Annotated in this window: 16 protein-coding genes and 2 tRNA genes; 7 read left to right on the top strand and 11 right to left on the bottom strand. The window is 63.2% G+C overall.

Features of this window, described 5'->3' with window-relative positions; all coding sequences use genetic code 11:
* Positions 1 to 822 precede the first annotated feature (822 nt).
* The 4 genes from mobA to M2432_RS22405 all read right to left on the bottom strand — a co-directional run bounded on the left by mobA (position 823) and on the right by M2432_RS22405 (position 4,972).
* Positions 823 to 1,401 carry a molybdenum cofactor guanylyltransferase gene (mobA, locus tag M2432_RS22420; RefSeq protein WP_280829063.1) on the bottom strand — a complete coding sequence of 193 codons (579 nt, stop codon included), beginning with the start codon at positions 1,399 to 1,401 and terminating at the stop codon, positions 823 to 825.
* Positions 1,402 to 1,411: 10 nt separating this feature from the next.
* Entirely contained in the window at positions 1,412 to 2,491 is a 1,080-nt protein-coding gene (locus M2432_RS22415) for a 2-oxoacid:ferredoxin oxidoreductase subunit beta (RefSeq protein WP_280829035.1), read from the bottom strand.
* Positions 2,488 to 4,440: a 2-oxoacid:acceptor oxidoreductase subunit alpha gene (locus M2432_RS22410; protein WP_280829034.1), complete on the bottom strand. Its 1,953-nt coding sequence runs from the start codon at positions 4,438 to 4,440 to the stop codon at positions 2,488 to 2,490. The genes M2432_RS22415 and M2432_RS22410 overlap by 4 nt, the downstream gene beginning before the upstream one ends.
* 373 nt (positions 4,441 to 4,813) lie before the next feature.
* The gene (locus tag M2432_RS22405) at positions 4,814 to 4,972 is read right to left on the bottom strand and encodes a hypothetical protein (protein WP_280829033.1); all 159 of its coding nucleotides are present in this window, start codon (positions 4,970 to 4,972) and stop codon (positions 4,814 to 4,816) included.
* Positions 4,973 to 5,104: 132 nt separating this feature from the next.
* Here M2432_RS22405 and M2432_RS22400 point away from each other — a divergent pair, with 132 nt between their 5' ends.
* Genes M2432_RS22400 through M2432_RS22390 form a run of 3 tightly spaced genes read left to right on the top strand, consistent with a single transcriptional unit; the run spans position 5,105 to position 8,810 of the window.
* Positions 5,105 to 7,426, top strand: coding sequence for an FdhF/YdeP family oxidoreductase (locus M2432_RS22400; protein ID WP_280829032.1), 2,322 nt, complete (start codon positions 5,105 to 5,107; stop codon positions 7,424 to 7,426).
* A complete protein-coding gene (fdhD, locus tag M2432_RS22395) occupies positions 7,414 to 8,262 on the top strand; it encodes a formate dehydrogenase accessory sulfurtransferase FdhD (protein WP_280829031.1) in 849 nt (282 codons plus the stop codon). Before M2432_RS22400 ends, fdhD begins: the two co-directional genes overlap by 13 nt.
* Before the next feature lie 38 nt (positions 8,263 to 8,300).
* On the top strand, positions 8,301 to 8,810 hold the full coding sequence (locus tag M2432_RS22390) for a nitroreductase family deazaflavin-dependent oxidoreductase (RefSeq protein ID WP_280829030.1): 510 nt from the start codon (positions 8,301 to 8,303) through the stop codon (positions 8,808 to 8,810).
* Between the two features lie 54 nt (positions 8,811 to 8,864).
* Here the strand turns inward: M2432_RS22390 and clpX are convergent, their stop codons facing one another.
* From clpX to M2432_RS22365, 5 genes are all read right to left on the bottom strand, one after another.
* A complete protein-coding gene (clpX, locus tag M2432_RS22385) occupies positions 8,865 to 10,145 on the bottom strand; it encodes an ATP-dependent Clp protease ATP-binding subunit ClpX (protein ID WP_280829029.1) in 1,281 nt (426 codons plus the stop codon).
* 419 nt (positions 10,146 to 10,564) lie between these two features.
* Positions 10,565 to 11,200: an ATP-dependent Clp protease proteolytic subunit gene (locus tag M2432_RS22380; RefSeq protein WP_280829062.1), complete on the bottom strand. Its 636-nt coding sequence runs from the start codon at positions 11,198 to 11,200 to the stop codon at positions 10,565 to 10,567.
* Positions 11,201 to 11,211: 11 nt separating this feature from the next.
* Complete coding sequence (locus M2432_RS22375; protein ID WP_280829061.1) at positions 11,212 to 11,805, bottom strand: ATP-dependent Clp protease proteolytic subunit; 594 nt, start codon at positions 11,803 to 11,805, stop codon at positions 11,212 to 11,214.
* A gap of 190 nt (positions 11,806 to 11,995) precedes the next feature.
* Complete coding sequence (tig, locus tag M2432_RS22370; RefSeq protein WP_280829028.1) at positions 11,996 to 13,504, bottom strand: trigger factor; 1,509 nt, start codon at positions 13,502 to 13,504, stop codon at positions 11,996 to 11,998.
* A gap of 43 nt (positions 13,505 to 13,547) precedes the next feature.
* Positions 13,548 to 13,621: transfer RNA gene (locus M2432_RS22365), tRNA-Pro, on the bottom strand.
* A 124-nt stretch (positions 13,622 to 13,745) separates the two neighbouring features.
* On the opposite strand from M2432_RS22365, the gene M2432_RS22360 reads away from it, so the two are divergent.
* From M2432_RS22360 to M2432_RS22345, 4 genes are all read left to right on the top strand, one after another.
* Positions 13,746 to 13,819: transfer RNA gene (locus M2432_RS22360), tRNA-Gly, on the top strand.
* Between the two features lie 738 nt (positions 13,820 to 14,557).
* Positions 14,558 to 15,469, top strand: coding sequence for a hypothetical protein (locus M2432_RS22355; protein WP_280829027.1), 912 nt, complete (start codon positions 14,558 to 14,560; stop codon positions 15,467 to 15,469).
* Positions 15,462 to 16,277 (top strand): class I SAM-dependent methyltransferase, encoded by an 816-nt coding sequence (locus tag M2432_RS22350; RefSeq protein WP_280829026.1) that lies wholly within the window; start codon positions 15,462 to 15,464, stop codon positions 16,275 to 16,277. The genes M2432_RS22355 and M2432_RS22350 overlap by 8 nt, the downstream gene beginning before the upstream one ends.
* Before the next feature lie 307 nt (positions 16,278 to 16,584).
* Positions 16,585 to 17,412, top strand: a complete 828-nt coding sequence (locus M2432_RS22345) for a DUF1542 domain-containing protein (protein WP_280829025.1) — start codon at positions 16,585 to 16,587, stop codon at positions 17,410 to 17,412.
* A gap of 2 nt (positions 17,413 to 17,414) precedes the next feature.
* Here M2432_RS22345 and M2432_RS22340 read toward each other — a convergent pair whose 3' ends face one another.
* Both M2432_RS22340 and M2432_RS22335 read right to left on the bottom strand, forming a co-directional pair.
* On the bottom strand, positions 17,415 to 18,209 hold the full coding sequence (locus tag M2432_RS22340) for a DNA-formamidopyrimidine glycosylase family protein (RefSeq protein WP_280829024.1): 795 nt from the start codon (positions 18,207 to 18,209) through the stop codon (positions 17,415 to 17,417).
* A 3-nt stretch (positions 18,210 to 18,212) separates the two neighbouring features.
* Positions 18,213 to 18,692, bottom strand: a complete 480-nt coding sequence (locus M2432_RS22335; RefSeq protein WP_280829023.1) for a ribose-5-phosphate isomerase — start codon at positions 18,690 to 18,692, stop codon at positions 18,213 to 18,215.
* Between the last annotated feature and the right edge of the window lie 32 nt (positions 18,693 to 18,724).

The raw sequence follows: 18,724 nt of genomic DNA, 5'->3' as shown, positions 1-18,724 counted from the left end.
CATAGGCGGCGCGAAACTTCTGTCTGCCGAGCAGACGAAAGGGGAACTGGATCGTGCCGTCTCTGTCGGGCACGACAGCGGGGAAGCTTTACGTCACGCTGGCGTGAGGCCAGACGGACCAAATGGACGAGAGGCAGTCTGCCTAGGTCCCACCGCAACCCCGCTCACACGCAGGTTCATGGTTTTGCAATTGTTTGCTCTTGTGGAGCAGTACGACGACCGTAGCAAGAACCCGAAGTGCTATGTCGAATCTGTTGCGGTCAGATAACAAGATGGTTACGACCGAAATTTTGATGAATAAAAGCAGGTCACAGGGTAAACACCGGGGCACTTGCCCAATAGTTCGGCCACAAATTTTGTGACCGACGTCACTATGAAATTGTGGTCTGGCGCACAATATTGCATTCACAGCTGTCACAATTGTCGCAGATCATGACTATATTTTCGGACCAGGCGCAGGTCAGAACCGGCGTGTCGACGTCAACAACCGCGTTACAAGGCCCCGTTCAGCACAATCACAAGATGGTCTCAACCCGGCAAATCCGAGCGACGGGAATTGCGTCCCGACCCGCTAAATAACCACATAGCGAGCCGGCGCCTCGCTGACCGTCCATGCAGGCATAATTCCCTTATCTCTATTCAAATATGTTGCGCCACAACATATTTCAAATTTCCCAAAAGTAGGCGCAGTCAGTCCGCACCCAATTTCTGGCGGCATTTGGTCGTCGACCACACGCCACACCAGTCACAAAGAATGCGAATTACGTGTTTTCGGCCTAATTGAGCCGCGAATCAATGAGCCGAAGAATTTGCTAGATCTGCTCAAGCCAGATCAAACGGGGTGTTCACGTTGCGCAGCGCCAGCTGCGGCTCCAGCACCACGCGCTGCGTGTCGGCAGTCTCGACCAGCGACCTCATGCTGCGTCGTCCGGCTGCCACCAACTCGTCGGCACGCGCTGCAAGCGCGGTCCGGTAGATGCCGGCCAGGTAGTGATCACGGCCATCCCAGGGCAACACGACATCAGCACCGCACCCGGCTGCAGATCGAACCAGCGCATCGATCAGATCGGCGCTCAAGTACGGCATGTCCACTGCGCAAACGAACGCCCAGGCGCGTCCTGCCGCCGCGGCGGCGCGCAGCCCACGCGCAGTCGCCAGTAATGGGCCCACTCCGCGCACCTCGTCGCGCAGCACCTCGGCGTCCAGTGCGGGCAACGCCTGCCCCGGCGCAGCCATCACGAACACCGGCGCACATCGACTGCGCACGGTCGACACCACGTGCTCGACAAACGTGGTCTCCCCCGAGGATCCGCGGAACCGTACGACAGCCTTGTCCCGCCCCATACGACGAGAAGCCCCGCCGGCCAAGACAATTGCGGCCAGCGGGGCGTCTTCGGTCAATGCGTCGGAACTAGTCGACAGTCCAGGTGTCCTTGCCACGCAGCAAGGATTGCAGAGCGGCGGTGTCATGCGCCTTGGATTCGCGCGCCGAGGTGATCTGCTGACGCGCCTGGTCGTCATAGGTGGGCTTGGCGACCTGACGGAAGATACCGGTCACCATGTGATCGAGGTTCTGCTCGGACAGCCGCGACAGCGCGAAGGCGTACGCCGGGTCATCGGAGTGCGCGTTGTGCACCACGATCTGGTCGGCGGAGACGTCGGCAGTCTTGGCGACCTCCAGCCCAAACCCGGACTTGACCACGCAGTACCCGCCGTCAGCGCCGAAGGTGATGGGCTCACCATCGGAAACGTGGATGAGCCGGTCCTCGGCACCTTCCTTGCGCAGCGCATCGAAGGAACCGTCGTTGAAGATCGGGCAGTCCTGCATGATCTCGACGAGAGCGGCACCGCGGTGCGCCGCGGCGGCGCGCAGCACCTCGGTCAGACCGGCGCGATCGGAGTCCAGAGCCCGGCCGACGAACGTGGCCTCGGCACCCAGCGCCAGCGACACCGGGTTGAACGGGTAGTCCAGCGAGCCCATCGGGGTCGACTTGGTGACCTTGCCAACCTCGGAGGTCGGCGAGTACTGGCCCTTGGTCAGACCGTAGATCCGGTTGTTGAACAGCAGGATCGTGATGTTGACGTTGCGGCGCAGCGCGTGAATCAGGTGATTGCCACCGATTGACAGCGAGTCGCCGTCACCGGTGACGACCCACACCGACAGGTCCGGACGGGCCAGCGCGAGGCCGGTCGCGATGGTCGGCGCGCGGCCGTGGATGGAGTGGAAACCGTAGGTCTCCAAGTAGTACGGGAACCGGCTGGAGCAACCGATGCCACTGACGAACGCGATGTTCTCGCGGCGCAGGCCCAGCTCCGGCAGGAAGTTACGGATGGTGTTGAGGATGACGTAGTCACCGCAACCGGGGCACCAGCGCACCTCCTGGTCGCTGGTGAAGTCCTTACCCTTCTGCGGCTGGTCCGTGGTCGGAACCAAAGCCGTCTTGCTGAGGGCTTCGGTCAGGCCCAGATCAGCACCGATCAGGTCAGTCATGCGTTGGCTCCCACACCTTCCACGGTGGCCGCAGCCAGCCGCGCGAACTTCGCCTTGTCAGTTTCCTTGTCGCTCAACGATCCGTCGAGCGCGCTGTCGATGATTTCCTCGACCTCATCGGCCAGGAACGCCATGCCTTCCACCTTGGTCACCGACTGCACGTCGACCATGAACTTGCCGCGCAGCAGCAACGCCAGCTGACCGAGGTTCATCTCCGGCACCACGACCTTCGGGTACTTGCGCAGCACCGCTTCGAGGTTGGCCGGGAACGGGTTGAGGTGCCGCAACTGGGCGTGCGCGACCTTGATGCCCTTGCGCCGCGCGCGCCGGCAGGCCTCGCCGATGGGACCATATGAGCTGCCCCAACCGAGCATCAGCAGATCCGCGTCACCGGTGGGATCATCGACCTCGAGGTCCGGGACCGAGATGCCGTCGATCTTGAGCTGGCGCAACCGCACCATCAGATCGTGGTTCTTGGGCTCGTAGGAGATGTTGCCCGAACCGTTCGCCGCCTCCAGGCCACCGATGCGGTGCTCCAGACCCGGCGTGCCGGGCACGGCGAACTGGCGGGCCAGCGTCTCGGGGTCACGGGCGTACGGCTGGAAAGGCTCACCGGACTTGGCGAACGTGTGCTCGATGGCCGGATAGCTGGAGATATCCGGAATCCGCCACGGCTCAGAGCCGTTGGCGATTGCGCCATCGGACAGGATGATCACCGGGGTGTGGTAGCCGATGGCGATGCGAGCTGCCTCGACGGCGATGTCGAAGCAATCCGACGGAGAGCACGGCGCCAGGACCGCGACCGGGGACTCGCCGTTGCGGCCGTAGAGGGCCTGAAGCAGGTCGGCCTGCTCGGTCTTCGTGGGCAGGCCGGTCGACGGCCCGCCGCGCTGTACGTCGATGACGACCAGCGGCAGCTCGGTCATCACGGCCAGGCCGATGGCCTCGGACTTCAGCGAGATACCGGGGCCCGACGTGCTGGTGACACCCAGCGCACCACCGTAGGACGCGCCGATGGCCGCACCGATGCCGGCGATCTCGTCCTCAGCCTGGAAGGTCAGGACGTTGAAGTTCTTGTGCTTGGACAGCTCGTGCAGGATGTCCGACGCCGGGGTGATGGGGTAGGTACCCAGCACAACCTGGACGTCACCGAGTTGCCCTGCGGTCACGAGGCCGTAGGCCAAGGCCGTGTTACCGGAAATCTGGCGGTACTCGCCCGAACGCAACTTGGCCGGCGACACCTCGTAGGTGGTACCGAACGCCTCGGTGGTCTCGCCGTAGTTCCAGCCGGCCTTGAGCGCCAGCACGTTGGCCTCGGCGATCTCGGGCTTACGGGCGAACTTCTCCCGAATGAAGGCCTCGCTGTGCTCCAGTTCGCGGCCGTACATCCAGGACAACAGGCCCAGCGCGAACATGTTCTTGGCGCGCTGCCCGTCCTTCTTGGTCGCGCCGATGGCCTCGACCGCGGTCAGCGTCAGGGTGGTCATCGCCACCGGCGTCACCACGTACTCGGACAGCTCGTCGGTCTCCAGCGGGTTGGCGTCGTATCCGACCTTGGCCAGGTTGCGCTTGGTGAACTCGTCAGAGTTGGCGATGATCAGGCCGCCGCGCGGGAGGTCAGCAACGTTGGCCTTGAGCGCGGCCGGGTTCATGGCCACCAGCACATCCGGACGGTCGCCGGCGGTGAGGATGTCGTAGTCGGCGATCTGAATCTGGAACGACGACACACCCGGCAAGGTGCCCTGTGGTGCGCGGATCTCGGCCGGGTAGTTCGGTTGGGTGGCAAGGTCGTTGCCGAACAGGGCGGCTTCGGAGGTGAACCGGTCACCCGTCAGCTGCATACCGTCACCGGAGTCACCCGCGAACCGGATGACGACCTTCTCAAGCTTCTGCCGCGGGGCTGTGCCAGTCCCGGCGTCGGTGCCGTTGTCGGTGCCGTCGAGACCCACGACGCCCGCCTTTCACACTCTGTTTCACGGCCCGTCGCACTGGTCTGCGGTCGCCGCTTCACGGTGTCCACGCCCGCCAGCCCGGGGTCGTCAAAATTTTGATGTCACTACTAGTACCGATTATTGCACTTCTCTTAGGTTGGGCTTGGTGCGGCATGCCGGTGACGGGCAAGTTTCCAACCGGTGAATGCCCTGGTCAGGGCATCGGAATTCCGTGACGCGCGTCAAATATGTGGTCTTCGTCACGTAACGAGAACGCGATTCTCCTAAGAATTCCGGTTACTGATCAGTAGCCCGTGCCCCACTCCCCGATCGACCATTTCTGGGCCACTGGGCCGACCGGAAAAGCCAGGTGGCGCAATCCAATTAGGCGTCAGTCCGACTGCCCGTCTGGACGGGTGTCCAGTCGGCGTCCGTGCCAGCGCAGACGCAGCAGCATCAGCTGCCGGTGCGCTTGGAACGACAGCGCCAGCGGGTCGGGCCAGGTGCGGCGGCCCGCTGACTGGCTGCCGTTATCCGTACCGATGTCCATGACTCCATTGTCCAGAGATAAGAGCGCTGTGCACGGGCGGCGACACTGCGACAACGTGTATGTCCGGTGAAGTTCACGGGCCGACAAGCGCCCGGTGACTGCGATCGGACCGCGGCGGGCAGTATCGACACCATGGCACGCGACGAAGGTGGCCGGCTCCCTACCGGGGCGGATGTGGACGCCAGTTACGACGAGCATGCGGTCGTCAGCACTGGAGCCGAGCACGAGGTGGCCGGGGTCAAGGCCGTCGTCGTCGCCCTGCAGCGCGGAGTCCAGCAGATGGGACCAGTGCGCACCGCCGCCACCCTGAGCAGGCTGAATCAGCGGCACGGCTTCGATTGCCCCGGGTGCGCCTGGCCCGAGGAACACGGCGGACGCAAGCTGGCCGAGTTCTGCGAAAACGGTGCCAAAGCGGTCGCTGAGGAGGCGACCCGCCGACGCGTCACACCCGAGTTCTTCGCCCGCCATTCAGTCGCCGAACTGTCCGCGCAGCCCGAATACTGGCTGTCCCAGCAGGGTCGACTGACCCATCCGATGGCGCTGGCGCCCGGTGACACGCACTATCGCCCGATCGACTGGGATGACGCCTACCGGCTGATCGCCGATGAGCTCAGGGCGCTGGACTCCCCCGACCGGGCGCTGTTCTACACCTCGGGCCGCACCAGCAATGAGGCCGCGTTCCTGTACCAGCTGCTGGTGCGTAGCTTCGGCACCAACAACCTGCCCGACTGCTCGAACATGTGCCACGAATCATCAGGCACCGCACTGGTCGATGCGATCGGTATCGGCAAGGGCTCGGTCACCGTCGACGACCTCGTACACGCCGACTGCATCGTGGTCGCCGGACAGAACCCGGGCACCAACCACCCGCGCATGCTGTCGGTGCTGGAGAAAGCAAAAGCCAACGGCGCCAAGATCATTGCAGTCAATCCGCTGCCCGAGGCCGGGCTGATGCGGTTCAAGGACCCGCAGAAGGTGCACGGTGTCGTCGGCCACGGCGTGCCCATTGCCGACGAGTTCGTGCAGATTCGGATCGGCGGCGACATGGCGCTGTTCGCCGGCCTGGGCCGCCTACTCCTTGAAGCCGACGACGCAGCCCCGGGCACGGTACTGGACCACGAATTCATTGAAGCGCACTGCGCCGGATTCGATGACTACCAAAGACGCACGCGGACAATCGAACTGGACACCGTGGCCGAAGCCACCGGAATAGGCCAAGAACAGCTGCGACGAGTTTCGGACCTACTGGCCACGTCGCAGCGCATCGTCATCTGCTGGGCGATGGGACTGACCCAACACCGGCACGCCGTCGCCACCATCGGCGAGGCCACCAACCTGCTGCTGATGCGCGGCATGATCGGCAAGCCAGGCGCCGGAGTCTGCCCCGTGCGCGGACATTCCAACGTGCAGGGTGACCGCACCATGGGCATCTGGGAGAAGATGCCCGAATCGTTCCTGGCCGGACTGGATTCGCGATTCGGCATCACCAGCCCACGCCGGCACGGCCTGGACACCGTCGACGGCATCCGGGCGATGCGCGACGGGCAGGCCAGCGTGTTCATCGGGATGGGCGGCAACTTCGCCTCGGCCACCCCGGACACCGATGTCACCGAGGCCGCACTGCGCAATTGTGCTCTGACGGTGCAGATTTCGACGAAGCTCAACCGCAGCCACCTGGTGCACGGCCGTACCGCATTGATCCTGCCCACCCTGGGCCGCACCGACAAGGACATCCAATCCAGCGGTAAACAGCTGGTCTCCGTTGAGGATTCGATGTCCATGGTGCATCTGTCGCGCGGCAGCTTGCGACCACCGAGCGACTGTGTGCGCAGTGAGGTCGCGATCGTGTGCCAATTGGCGCGCGCCGTACTGGGCCCCGACCATCCGGTGGAATGGGACGCGTTCATCGCCGACTACGACCGCATCCGCGACGCCATTGGCGAAGTGGTACCGGGCTGCGACGACTACAACCGCCGAGTCCGCTCGCCCGACGGCTTCCAGTTACCCCACCCGCCTCGGGACTCCCGCGAATTCCCCACGCACACCGGCAAAGCCAACTTCTCGGTGCAGGCACTGGAGTGGGTGCCGGTGCCGCCAGGGCGGCTGGTGCTGCAGACGCTGCGCAGCCACGATCAGTACAACACCACCATCTACGGCCTCGACGACCGCTACCGCGGCGTCAAAGGCGGACGGCGGGTGGTGTTCGTCAACTCGGACGACATCCGAACGCTAGGTCTGCACGAAGGTGCACGCGTCGACCTGGTGTCGGAGTTCAACGGCCAGGAGCGCCGCGCGAAAGACTTTCTGGTGGTGCCGTATTCGACACCGGTCGGCAATGCCGCCGGCTACTACCCGGAGACCAATCCGCTGATCCCACTGGACCACACCGCCGATCGGTCCAATACCCCGGCGTCGAAGGCCATCGTGATTAGGCTTGAGCCATGGGCCGAGTGACCGCACGACGTCCCGCCAGTCGACTGAGCTCGGCCGGCTCGGTCGCACGACCGGAGACCCTGGTTGTCGAGGAGCCGCTGGAAATCCGCGTCAACGGCACCGCGGTCACCGTCACCATGCGCACACCCGGTGCTGATGTTGAACTGGCGCAAGGGTTTCTGCTCACCGAGGGCCTGATCACCGGCCGCGACGACGTGACAATGGCCCGGTACTGCCGAGACGCGACATCGAACCCCGATGACTCGGACGGCGACGGCGGCAACTCCTACAACGTGCTGGATGTGACGCTGGCGGCCGGGATCGCGCTCCCCGAATTGGGCGTAGCGCGCAACTTCTACACCAGTTCTTCGTGCGGGGTGTGCGGCAAGGCCTCACTGGACGCGGTGCGGCTGACCAGCCGGCACTCCCCCGGCGACGACCCGACGGTGATCAGTGAACAGACGCTGTACCGGTTACCGGGGCGACTGCGCGAGTCACAGAAGGTCTTCGCCACCACAGGCGGACTGCACGCGGCCGCATTGTTCGACATGTCGGGCACTGCACTGGTGGTCCGCGAGGACATCGGCCGTCATAACGCGGTCGACAAGGTGATCGGCTGGGCATTGCAACAGGGGCGAATCCCGTTGTCCGGCACCGTGCTTCTGGTCAGTGGGCGGGTGTCATTCGAGATCGCGCAGAAGGCGGTGATGGCCGGCATCCCGATCCTGGCGGCAGTGTCGGCACCGTCATCGCTTGCGGTCGACCTGGCCGCGCAGGCCGGGCTCACACTGATCGCCTTCCTTCGGGGCGAGTCCATGAACATCTATACCCGGCCGGATCGGGTCGTTCGGTCATAGCGGCGACCGCCCGCAGGCCGGCCAAGCACAATGCAGGCATGACCGATCCTGCCTTTCCGCGCGGCGACTGGGGACGCGAAAGCCTGTCCCCACTGTTCAAACCGGTGTTCGCGTTTGCCGCGTCGCCATACGGTTCGCGGGTGATCCGAACGATGGTGCCACTTGACCGGCGGGTCGTGGCCCGAACCAAAGGACGGTTCTCGTTATTCGGGCCGACCTCGATGCCCGAACTGCTGCTGACGAGCGCAGGGCGCAAATCGCGTCTGCCACGGACCACGGTGCTGAGCTACGTGCACGACGGCGACCGATTGTTGGTGCTGGGCAGCAACTTTGGCCAACAGTATCATCCCGCTTGGTCGAGCAACCTGGTCGCAACGCCGGAAGCCTCGGTGGCGATGGTCGGCCAGGACATCCCGGTGACGGCGACCCTGCTGACCGGCGATGACCGGGGCAATGCGCTGCAACGTTTCCTGGTATATCCGATGTACCGCGCGTACCAGACCCGCACCGACCGCGAACTTCGGATCTTCGCGCTCACCCGCCGCTGACCGACCTACATAAGAAAATGCCCCCGCCGCAGCGGGGGCATTCTCACTGACGATCTAGGCGCTCTTGTCGCGACGCTCGGACCGCGCCGCCTTGCGCGGCACGATGGTCGGCAGCACGTTGTCCTCGACGGTCTCCTTGGTGACGACCACCTTGGCGACGTCGTCCCGGCTCGGGATGTCGAACATCACAGGCTGCAGCACCTCTTCCATGATGGCCCGCAGGCCACGGGCCCCGGTGCCGCGATGGATGGCCTGCTCGGCGATGGCGTCGAGGGCGTCGTCGGTGAACTCCAACTCCACGCCGTCCATCTCGAACAGCCGGACGTACTGCTTGACCAACGCGTTCTTCGGCTTGGACAGGATGGAGACCAACGATTCCTTGTCCAGGTTGGTCACCGAGGCGACGACCGGCAGGCGACCGATGAACTCAGGGATGAGACCGAACTTGATCAGGTCCTCCGGCAGCACCTCGGCGAAGTGGTCCTGGGTGTCGATCTCGGCCTTGGAATGAACCTCAGCACCAAAGCCCAGACCACGCTTGCCGACCCGGTCGGAGACGATCTTCTCCAGCCCGGCGAATGCACCGGCCACGATGAACAGCACGTTGGTGGTGTCGATCTGGATGAACTCCTGGTGCGGGTGCTTGCGGCCACCCTGCGGCGGCACCGAAGCCTGCGTACCCTCGAGGATTTTCAGCAGCGCCTGCTGCACGCCTTCACCGGAGACGTCGCGCGTGATCGACGGGTTCTCGCTCTTACGGGCGATCTTATCGACCTCGTCGATGTAGATGATGCCGGTCTCGGCGCGCTTGACGTCATAGTCGGCTGCCTGAATCAGCTTGAGCAGGATGTTCTCGACATCCTCACCGACGTACCCGGCTTCGGTAAGTGCCGTCGCATCAGCGATCGCGAACGGGACATTGAGCATCTTGGCCAGGGTCTGCGCCAGATAGGTCTTGCCGCAGCCGGTCGGCCCGAGCATCAGGATGTTCGACTTGGCCAGTTCTACCGGCTCCGAGCGCGAGTCCCGTGACTTCTCGCCGGCCTGGATGCGCTTGTAATGGTTGTAGACCGCAACGGCCAGCGTCTTCTTGGCGTTGTCTTGACCGATGACGTAGCCCTCGAGGAAGTCCCGGATCTCCTGAGGCTTGGGTAGCTCGTCGAGTTTGACGTCGTCGGCGTCGGCGAGCTCCTCTTCGATGATCTCGTTGCAGAGGTCTATGCACTCATCACAGATGTAGACACCAGGCCCAGCGATGAGCTTCTTGACCTGCTTTTGGCTCTTTCCACAAAACGAGCACTTCAGCAGGTCACCGCCGTCTCCGATGCGCGCCATGAGGTGGGCCCCTACTTTCCTGTCCGCCGTCAGTCGTTACACCGCTTGGAGGGTTGCTCCGATTGTGCTATCGACGCTACCCGTTCGCTCCGTTGTGATGCGACCGATAGGCCGAATCGCAGCGGTGCTATTTATCCGCGTGGAGGAGAACATAGCCCGCCCGGTGGCTTGCCACCCGTCGGCGCGCTGACCGTGACCTTGGCGTGTCTTTCCGATACCGATTGACACTGGTTCGACGACTCGCCGATCAGGGCTGTTCACCTCGGCCAACCCTACAGTGTGACTGCCCAAGCTGCCTCCGCATTTCGCGTCCAGCTCAAGTGGGGTTGACGACGCGACAAACAATCTGGCGGATTCTTGTAGAACCAAAACAGCCAGCTCCCCCGGAGGTGGAGCCGACTGTCTCGGCAAGAATTAGGTCAGGCCTTCTGCGAGGACAGCTTGCGGTACTCCAGGACTGTGTCGATGATCCCGTATTCCTTGGCGTCGGCCGCGGTGAGGATCTTGTCGCGGTCGGTGTCCTTGCGGATGGTCGCGGCGTCCTTGCCGGTGTGCCGCGCCAGGGTTCCCTCCATGAGGGTGCGCATGCGCTCGATCTCTGCGGCCTGGATTTCCAGGTCCGAGAACTGTCCCTGGATGACCCCGCCGAGCGACGGCTGGTGGATCAGCACTCGGGCGTTGGGCAGCGCCATCCGCTTACCGGGGGTACCGGCGGCCAGCAGCACCGCGGCGGCCGAGGCGGCCTGACCGAGGCAGACCGTCTGGATATCGGCGCGCACGTACTGCATGGTGTCGTAGATGGCCATCAACGATGTGAACGAGCCACCCGGCGAATTGATGTACATGGTGATGTCGCGGTCCGGGTCCTGGGACTCCAGCACCAGCAGCTGCGCCATAACGTCGTTGGCCGAGACGTCGTCCACCTGGGCACCCAGGAAGATGATGCGCTCGTCGAACAGCTTGGCGTAGGGATCGACGATGCGTTCGCCGGTGTGCGTCCGCTCCGTGAACTGCGGCAGGATGTAGCGCGCCTGCGGGGCCAGCTCGGGATTCAGGTGCTTGGAGATCACTTCGAGGCTCCCTTACCGACGTTGAGGTTGGCACGAGTGATGATGTGGTCGACGAAGCCGTACTCCAGCGCCTCCTGGGCGGTGAACCAGCGGTCGCGGTCCGAATCAGCTTCGATCTGCTCGATGCTCTTGCCGGTGAACTCCGCGTTCAGCCGGAACATTTCCTTCTTAATGACGTGGAACTGCTCGGCCTGGATGGCGATGTCCGACGCGCTGCCGGTGACGCCACCGAGCGGCTGGTGCATCAGGACCCGGGCGTGCGGCAGCGCGTGACGCTTGCCCTTGGCGCCGGCCGCCAGCAGGAACTCCCCCATCGATGCGGCCATGCCCATGGCGTAGGTCGCGATGTCGCAGTCCGACAGTTGCATGGTGTCGAAGATCGCCATGCCGGCGCTGATCGAACCGCCGGGCGAGTTGATGTACATGTGAATGTCTTTGGTCGGATCCTCGGCCGTCAGCAGCAGGATCTGCGCGCACAGCCGGTTGGCGATGTCGTCGTCGACCTGCGAACCCAGGAAGATGATGCGCTCGGCAAGCAAACGCTCATAGACCGAGTCGGTGAGGTTGAGCCCTGGTGCGCTTGAACGCATGTCAGTCACGACTGGATACCTGCTTTCTCGAGTTCGTCCACACGACACTAACCAACGCGGCACGGCCAGGAGTCCCCGACTCGGCCACGTTCGCTCAGAGCGTCACAACCGATCTGAGAGACAGGTGCCGCAGGCGTCACCCGGACACCTGCGGCATCTGCCGGTCAGACTTCGACGCCCTGGGCGTCCCCTAGTCCTTGGCGGCCTTCTTCGCCTTCTTTTCCTTGGCCGGCTTCTCGTCCTTGGCCTCATCCTTGACTTCGGCGGACTTAGCCTTCTTGGCCTTGGCGGGCTTCTCGTCCTTGGCTTCGTCGGTGGGAGCCTCGTCAGCGGTCGGAGCCTCAGCCTCGTCGGTAACCTCAGCCTCGGTTTCGCCGGCCGGCACGCCGAAGAATTCGGCGGTATCGACCTCGTTGCCGTCGGTGTCGGTGACCTTTGCACCGTTCACTACCGCTGCGATGGTCATGCCGCGACGGATGTCGGCGAACATGGCCGGCAGCTGGTTGTTCTGCGACAACATCTGGATCAGCTGCTGCGGCTCGATGCCGTACTGGCGGGCCATGAGCATGACCCGCTCCATCAGGTCGCCCTGACCGACCTCGACCTTGAGCTCGTCGGCGATGGCGTCCATCAGCAGCTGGGTCTTGACGGCCTTCTCGGCATTGGTGCGCGTGTCGGCGTCGAACTCCTCGCGGCTGCTGCCCTGCTCCTTGAGCTGCTCGGCGAGCTTCTCCTCGTCGTGATCGAGGCCGTGGACGGCGTTGTGCACGGTCTCGTCGACTGTGGCCTGCACGATGGACTCGGGCAGCGGGACCTCGACCTGCTCCAGCAGCGCCTCGACGGCCTTGTCGCGGATCTGCTCGGCCTGACCGATTTGCTTGACCCGGCGAACCTGGCTGACCAGGCTCTCCTTGAGCTCGTCGATGGTGTCGAATTCGCTTGCCAGCTGGGCGAAGTCGTCGTCCGGCTCGGGCAGCTCGCGCTCCTTGACCGACTTGACGGTGACGCTCACCTGGGCGTCCTTACCGGCGTGCTCACCCGCGGCCAGGGTGGTGGGGAACTCGGTGCTCTCCCCCTCCTTGAGCCCGATGATCGCGGCGTCGAGGCCCTCGATCAGCTGACCGGAGCCGATCTGGTGCGACAGGCCCTCGGTCTTGGCCTCCGGAACCTCAGCGCCGTCAACGGTGGCCGACAGGTCGATGGAGACGAAGTCACCGTCGGCTGCGGCGCGCTCGACGCCCTTGAGGGTGCCGAACCGGGCCCGCAGATTCTGCAGTTCGGCGTCGACCTCGTCATCGGAAACCTCGATGGGGTCGACGGTGATGGCCAGTGCCGACAGGTCCGGAAGCGTGATCTCGGGGCGCACGTCCACCTCAGCGGTGAACACCAGCTCCTGGCCGTCCTCAATCTTGGTGATGTCGATCTCGGGCTGGCCCAGCGGCTTGACGTCCTGGGTGGTGACGGCCTCGCCGTAGCGGGCCGGGATGGCGCTGTTGACGACCTGCTCGAGCACCGCGCCACGGCCCACGCGGGCCTCCAGCAGCTTGGCCGGAGCCTTGCCCGGGCGGAAGCCGGGCAGCCGGACCTGCTTGGCCAGGTCCTTGTAGGCGCGATCGAAATCGGGCTGAAGCTCGGTGAAGGGCACCTCCACATTGATACGAACCCGGGTGGGGCTCAAGTGCTCCACGGTGCTCTTCACAGCGTCACTCCTTGCATGTTCTTGTCGTGCTGTCAGTTGCCGGTCGGGGTGACAGGATTTGAACCTGCGGCCTTCCGCTCCCAAAGCGGATGCGCTACCAAGCTGCGCTACACCCCGTGTCTCATCGCGGTCGAAATACCGCGGTCGAGATACTACGTCCTAGACACGCGAGATCATCAATTGGATTTGACGGCGCTTGTCCCGGTACCCTCTGCCAGTACTGTGAAGCACGGCAGTGCACGCGGGCGTAGCTCAATGGTAGAGCCTCAGTCTTCCAAACTGATTACGCGGGTTCGATTCCCGTCGCCCGCTCCAAACGTGATGAGCCAAGCCATCGCATCGACCCGTCGCGGCGGTCCCTAGGTGCGTCCGGGTCGCGCCCTGGTGACCTACGACAACAACACGAGTAGCGAGCAGTCCTACCTGCGCTACTTGCAGCCTCGCCCCTCCGGGCCCCACTCCTGCCGCCGGCGAGCGTTGGAACTCCTGGCACGTCTGGACCACATTGGATATACCGCGCACCAATAACCACACCAACACCAATGGTCCCAGTCGACCGCTGCGGAATTGCGTGCTTCTCAATCAGAGGACTTCATCGAATCAGGTAGTCGACTACTCGTGATTCCTCGATCATAGAAGGCAACGCTCGAGAAGTACCGGCGCTGCGATCGTGACCGAAGGCAGGTGAGCCATGGCGAACACCGAATCGGTACTGGCGCGCGAAGAAATCGTCGTTCGTTGCCGTCGCCGTGATCTGACAGTGACCATGGCCCGGACCGCCAATAGCTACTTGGACCATGGGACCGACGATGTCGGGCCGCCACGGAGCGAGCCTCAGACTGACCACAAATTCGATTCAGCGGACCTGACGAAAGAGGCGGGGAGATGAACAGGCGGAATGTAGTGGTAGCGATGCCTTTCGGTAAGTCTGGGGCAGAATACCGGAAATCAATCCTGAACTTCAGGCGCCTCAAATACATCATTGAAGAGAAGTGCGAGGTGGTCCCCACTGGCCGATACGCAACCGGAAATCGCCTAGCGTACGACGTGAAGGTGGCGAAGACCTCGACGGATCAGATCCCCAGGGACGCACTATCAAAGATTTCTAGCGCCGATATTCTGATCGCACTATTGTCGGAGCGCAACCCTACGGTGACCTACGAACTCGGATATCGCCGGGCTCTCGAGAGCGATACTCCTGTGATTCTGCTGGTTGACTCAAGAGATGATCTTCCGATCTACGAGTCCGCAGTGGCTTACCAGGAATGGCCACAAGACGATGTCTTAGGGCAAATCAACTCCATCGCGGGCAAAGATTTCCCCGCGCTAGATGGCTTTGAAGCCGACATGCCCGGCGCTTTGAAGGATGTGATCGATGCTAGAGACTCGGGACTTATCAAGAACTTATCACTAGCTCTTCAAGAAATCGAAAGCAAGTTTGAACCGCCGGCGCCCCAAAAGCTCCGCGCCATGCTATCTAGTTCGATTACTCGATTCTATCCGTTTTCAGTCGTCGAGGTCGCATTTACGGCACGCGGCGAGTTCGAAGACCCGAACGTCCCGGCAATGGTTATTGACTTTGACGATGAATTCAGCCGCCTCTACGACTACGTGGACAAGACCGCAGCCAAGAGTGACACACCGTTTACGCTGAACAAATTACTGGAACGGATCGAGCGCTACGTAGACAGCGACGACTGGAACGAGTTCTTACGGGAGCAGGTTGAGCTGACCGAAACCGTGGTTAAGAATTATGGGTTTGCCCGAGCTCGTGTTCCGTTAAGATTTAATAGCTCTCACCCACATCCTCAATTCAACTCCAAGTCTTTCCTGCCCTGCATGGCCGCTCAAGTGATCGACGGAGATCGAACCGGACCACATCGAATGTACCTGCTGATCGTATACGTAGAAGTCGGTAACGGCGTGGGGTGCAGCCCTACTCGAGAACGAACAAATGATGGCTAGACAAATCAATGCGGTAGCCGACCCCCTCTTCGGCACCCATAAAACAGACATCCAGGGAATCTGGGACCAGATGCAGCGGCTCCAGACTGACTTCACAATCGCGCAAGAACTCAGCTTCTACTACACGTCAACCCGGTGGCATGAGGCTCGGACCGTGCTTGATATCGGAACCGGAAACGGCTACTACCTCAACCGCATCGTAGATCGGTTCCCAAATAAGCACTACACCGGAATTGATAGCTCAGCCGAGCTTATCGACATTGCCAACCGCACAGCATGCAGAAGCAATGTATCATTCCAAGAAGGTTGTCTATTCGATCACAACGGTGCGTACGACTTCGTGCTGATGCGCCTTTTGCTTCAGCACCTTGACGATATTCCGGCAGCACTCGATCACATCGCCCATCTGACTCGGCCCGGTGGAACAGCACTGATAATCGATGCGAACGACTCAGTGCGCTTCTTTTACCCGAAGCTTCCACAATTCACAGAGTTTTTCGCCGCATACACGGAACATGAGCGCCGCGCCGGACGTGATCGAAGAGTCGCCGACCGCATCACGGATGCAATTTCCACGAGCACTGCCTGGAGTCACGGTGACACGCTGTCGCTATTGATACCTTCGACAATCGACCGGAATCTGGAACTATTTACGCAAACCTACACACTGCTAGTAGACCTCGTGAGCGCGGCGGGCGAACTCGAATACGACTTTGAAAGTGTTAAAAGCGCCTGGCGACGGTGGTCTGCCCTGCCGAACGCATACACGCAGGTAGGCCTAAATTTGATCCGCATAGACCGGGCCTAGGCAATCTCGGCCATCTGCACTATCGCGGCTTCTGTGCGGGTCCCGCTGTCGACGGGCCAGGACGAGCGCCGGTTCCTCGCCTGGAGTGATCGCCAGTACGTCCACACTGACCCAAGTGGCAAACGGGTTCATCCATCGCTGCCCGCCTCCCGGGCGGCACGCGCCGTCCACTCACGTCGCACGGTAGCGCGCACTTGTGATAGCGACACCGGGTTCGGGATCACACCGTCGACGTGCATCGCCCAACCAAGCGGATACAGCTAATCGCGTCCATTTCTATTGCCAGGTTGCCGGTAGGCTGCTCTGCATGGAGTTTCTGCTCGTTGTGATCGTGCTGGTGGCCATCGGCTTCTTTCTGTACAGCCGACAGAACAAGGCCGCCCAGACGGCCAGCCTCGCCAACGCGAAGGCCGACGCGCGCCGCGTCATCGAGATGCTCGGCGGGCAGGTGTTCAATCTGACCGGCACCGATGACGCGTCGAAGCAGGCCCTGGCCGACGCGTCGGAGCGCTATACGGCTGCGTCGTCACAGATCGACCAGGCCACCACTGCCCAGCAGGCCGCACTGGCCAAGCAAAGCGCCGTCGAGGGCCTGTACTACGTGCGTGCCGCACGGACCGCGATGGGCATCGACCCCGGCCCGCCGCTGGAGGTACTGACTGGCCAGCGGTCGGCCGGTGAGGTCACCGAGGATCGTCAGATCCAGTTCCAGGGCAGGAACATCGAGGCTTCGCCGACACCTTCGTCGACCACGCCGAACTACTACCCGGGCGGTCGCGTGGCGGGGCGTCCGGTCCCCGCCGGCTGGTATTCGGAGCCGTGGTGGAAGCCCGCCCTGGTCGCGGGCGCGTGGGGTGTGGGGTCAGCGCTGTTGTTCGATTCTCTGTTCCACGGCATGCACGGGGTCAGTTACGGCGCACAGGGTTTCGAGAACGGCTTCGGGTCGGGATACGACTCCGGGTTCGACCAGGGCTACCAGCAGGGCCTGGACCAGGGACAGGACTCGTCGCAGTTCGCCGATAGCGGCCAGGACGTCGGCTGGAACGACAACAACAACGGCTGGGACTCAGGTGGCGGTTGGGACTCCGGCGGCTTCGACGGCGGCGGTTTCGACGGCGGCAGCTTCGACTTCTAGCGTCACACCTGACAACCGGGGCACCAGAACAGGTTTCGGCCTTCCATCTCCTCGGTGCGGATAGTGCTGCCGCATACCCGGCAGGCCTCCCCCGCGCGCCGGTACACATAGGTACGCGGCCGATCCGGTGCGTAGGACGGTGCGCCGTGATCGTCCTCGCGACGCACCACGACGATCTTCCCGTGCCGCGCGCCAACTTTCATCAGCGCAACCAGGTCGGTCCACAGTTCGGCGAACTCGGCCTCGCTCAGGTGCTCGCCAGGCCGGTGCGGGTCGATCCGATGTCGATAGAGCAACTCGCTGCGATACACGTTGCCCATCCCGGCGATCACCGACTGATCCATCAGCAGCGAGCCAATTGACCTGCGGGACTTGCCGATTCGCGCCCAGGCTCGCGCCGGGTCAGCGTCGCGGCGCAACGGATCGGGTCCCAACCGGGCCACCACGTCGTCAACGCCGGCCTCATCGATCAGCTCACAAACGGTCGGCCCGCGCAAATCGGTACCGACCTCGGCACCGACCATGCGCATGCGCACCTGCCCTACCGGCACCGGCATCGGCAGCGGCAGTTCGGTGAACGTGCCGTACAGCCCGAGGTGGATGTGTACCACCGAACCACCCGCGTAATGGTGGAACAAGTGCTTGCCCCAGGCATCAGCCTTGCACAGCACCCGGCCACTGACAGCGGCGGCCGAATCGGCGAACCGGCCCTGCGGGCTGCTGATGACTACCGGCGCCCGCCCGAATCGCTGTTGGTGCAGGCGGGCCAACCGGTGCAGGGTGTGCCCCTCCGGCACGCGTCAGGCCGGAACGCCGGGCACCGCCGGCGCGACGTGAGTCTTCTCGTACTCGGCCAGGATGTCGATGCGGCGCTGGTGCCGCGGCGCCTCCGACCACGCGGCGGCCAGGAAGGCATCCACGATGGCCAGCGCATCCTCAGTGCTGTGCATGCGGCCGCCGATGCCCATCACCTGCGCGTTGTTGTGTTCGCGGGCAAGCTGCGCGGTCTCCACGCTCCACGCCAGTGCGCAGCGCACACCGGGCACCTTGTTGGCCGCGATCTGCTCGCCATTGCCCGAGCCACCGATCACGATGCCCAAGCTGCCCGGGTCCTCGACGGTGCGCTGAGCGGCGGCGATGCAGAACGCCGGGTAGTCGTCTTCGGCGTCGTAGGTGAATGCACCGCAGTCGACGGCCTCGTGACCGCTCGCGATGAGGTGTTCCAGCAGAGCCTGCTTCAGTTCGTAGCCGGCATGGTCTGCTCCGAGGTATACGCGCATGGCGTCATTCTCGCAGAGGGCCAGCGCCACTC

Source organism: Mycobacterium sp. OTB74 (assembly GCF_029892685.1).
GTDB lineage: Bacteria > Actinomycetota > Actinomycetes > Mycobacteriales > Mycobacteriaceae > Mycobacterium.
This window is presented reverse-complemented; position numbering and strand designations above follow the sequence as displayed.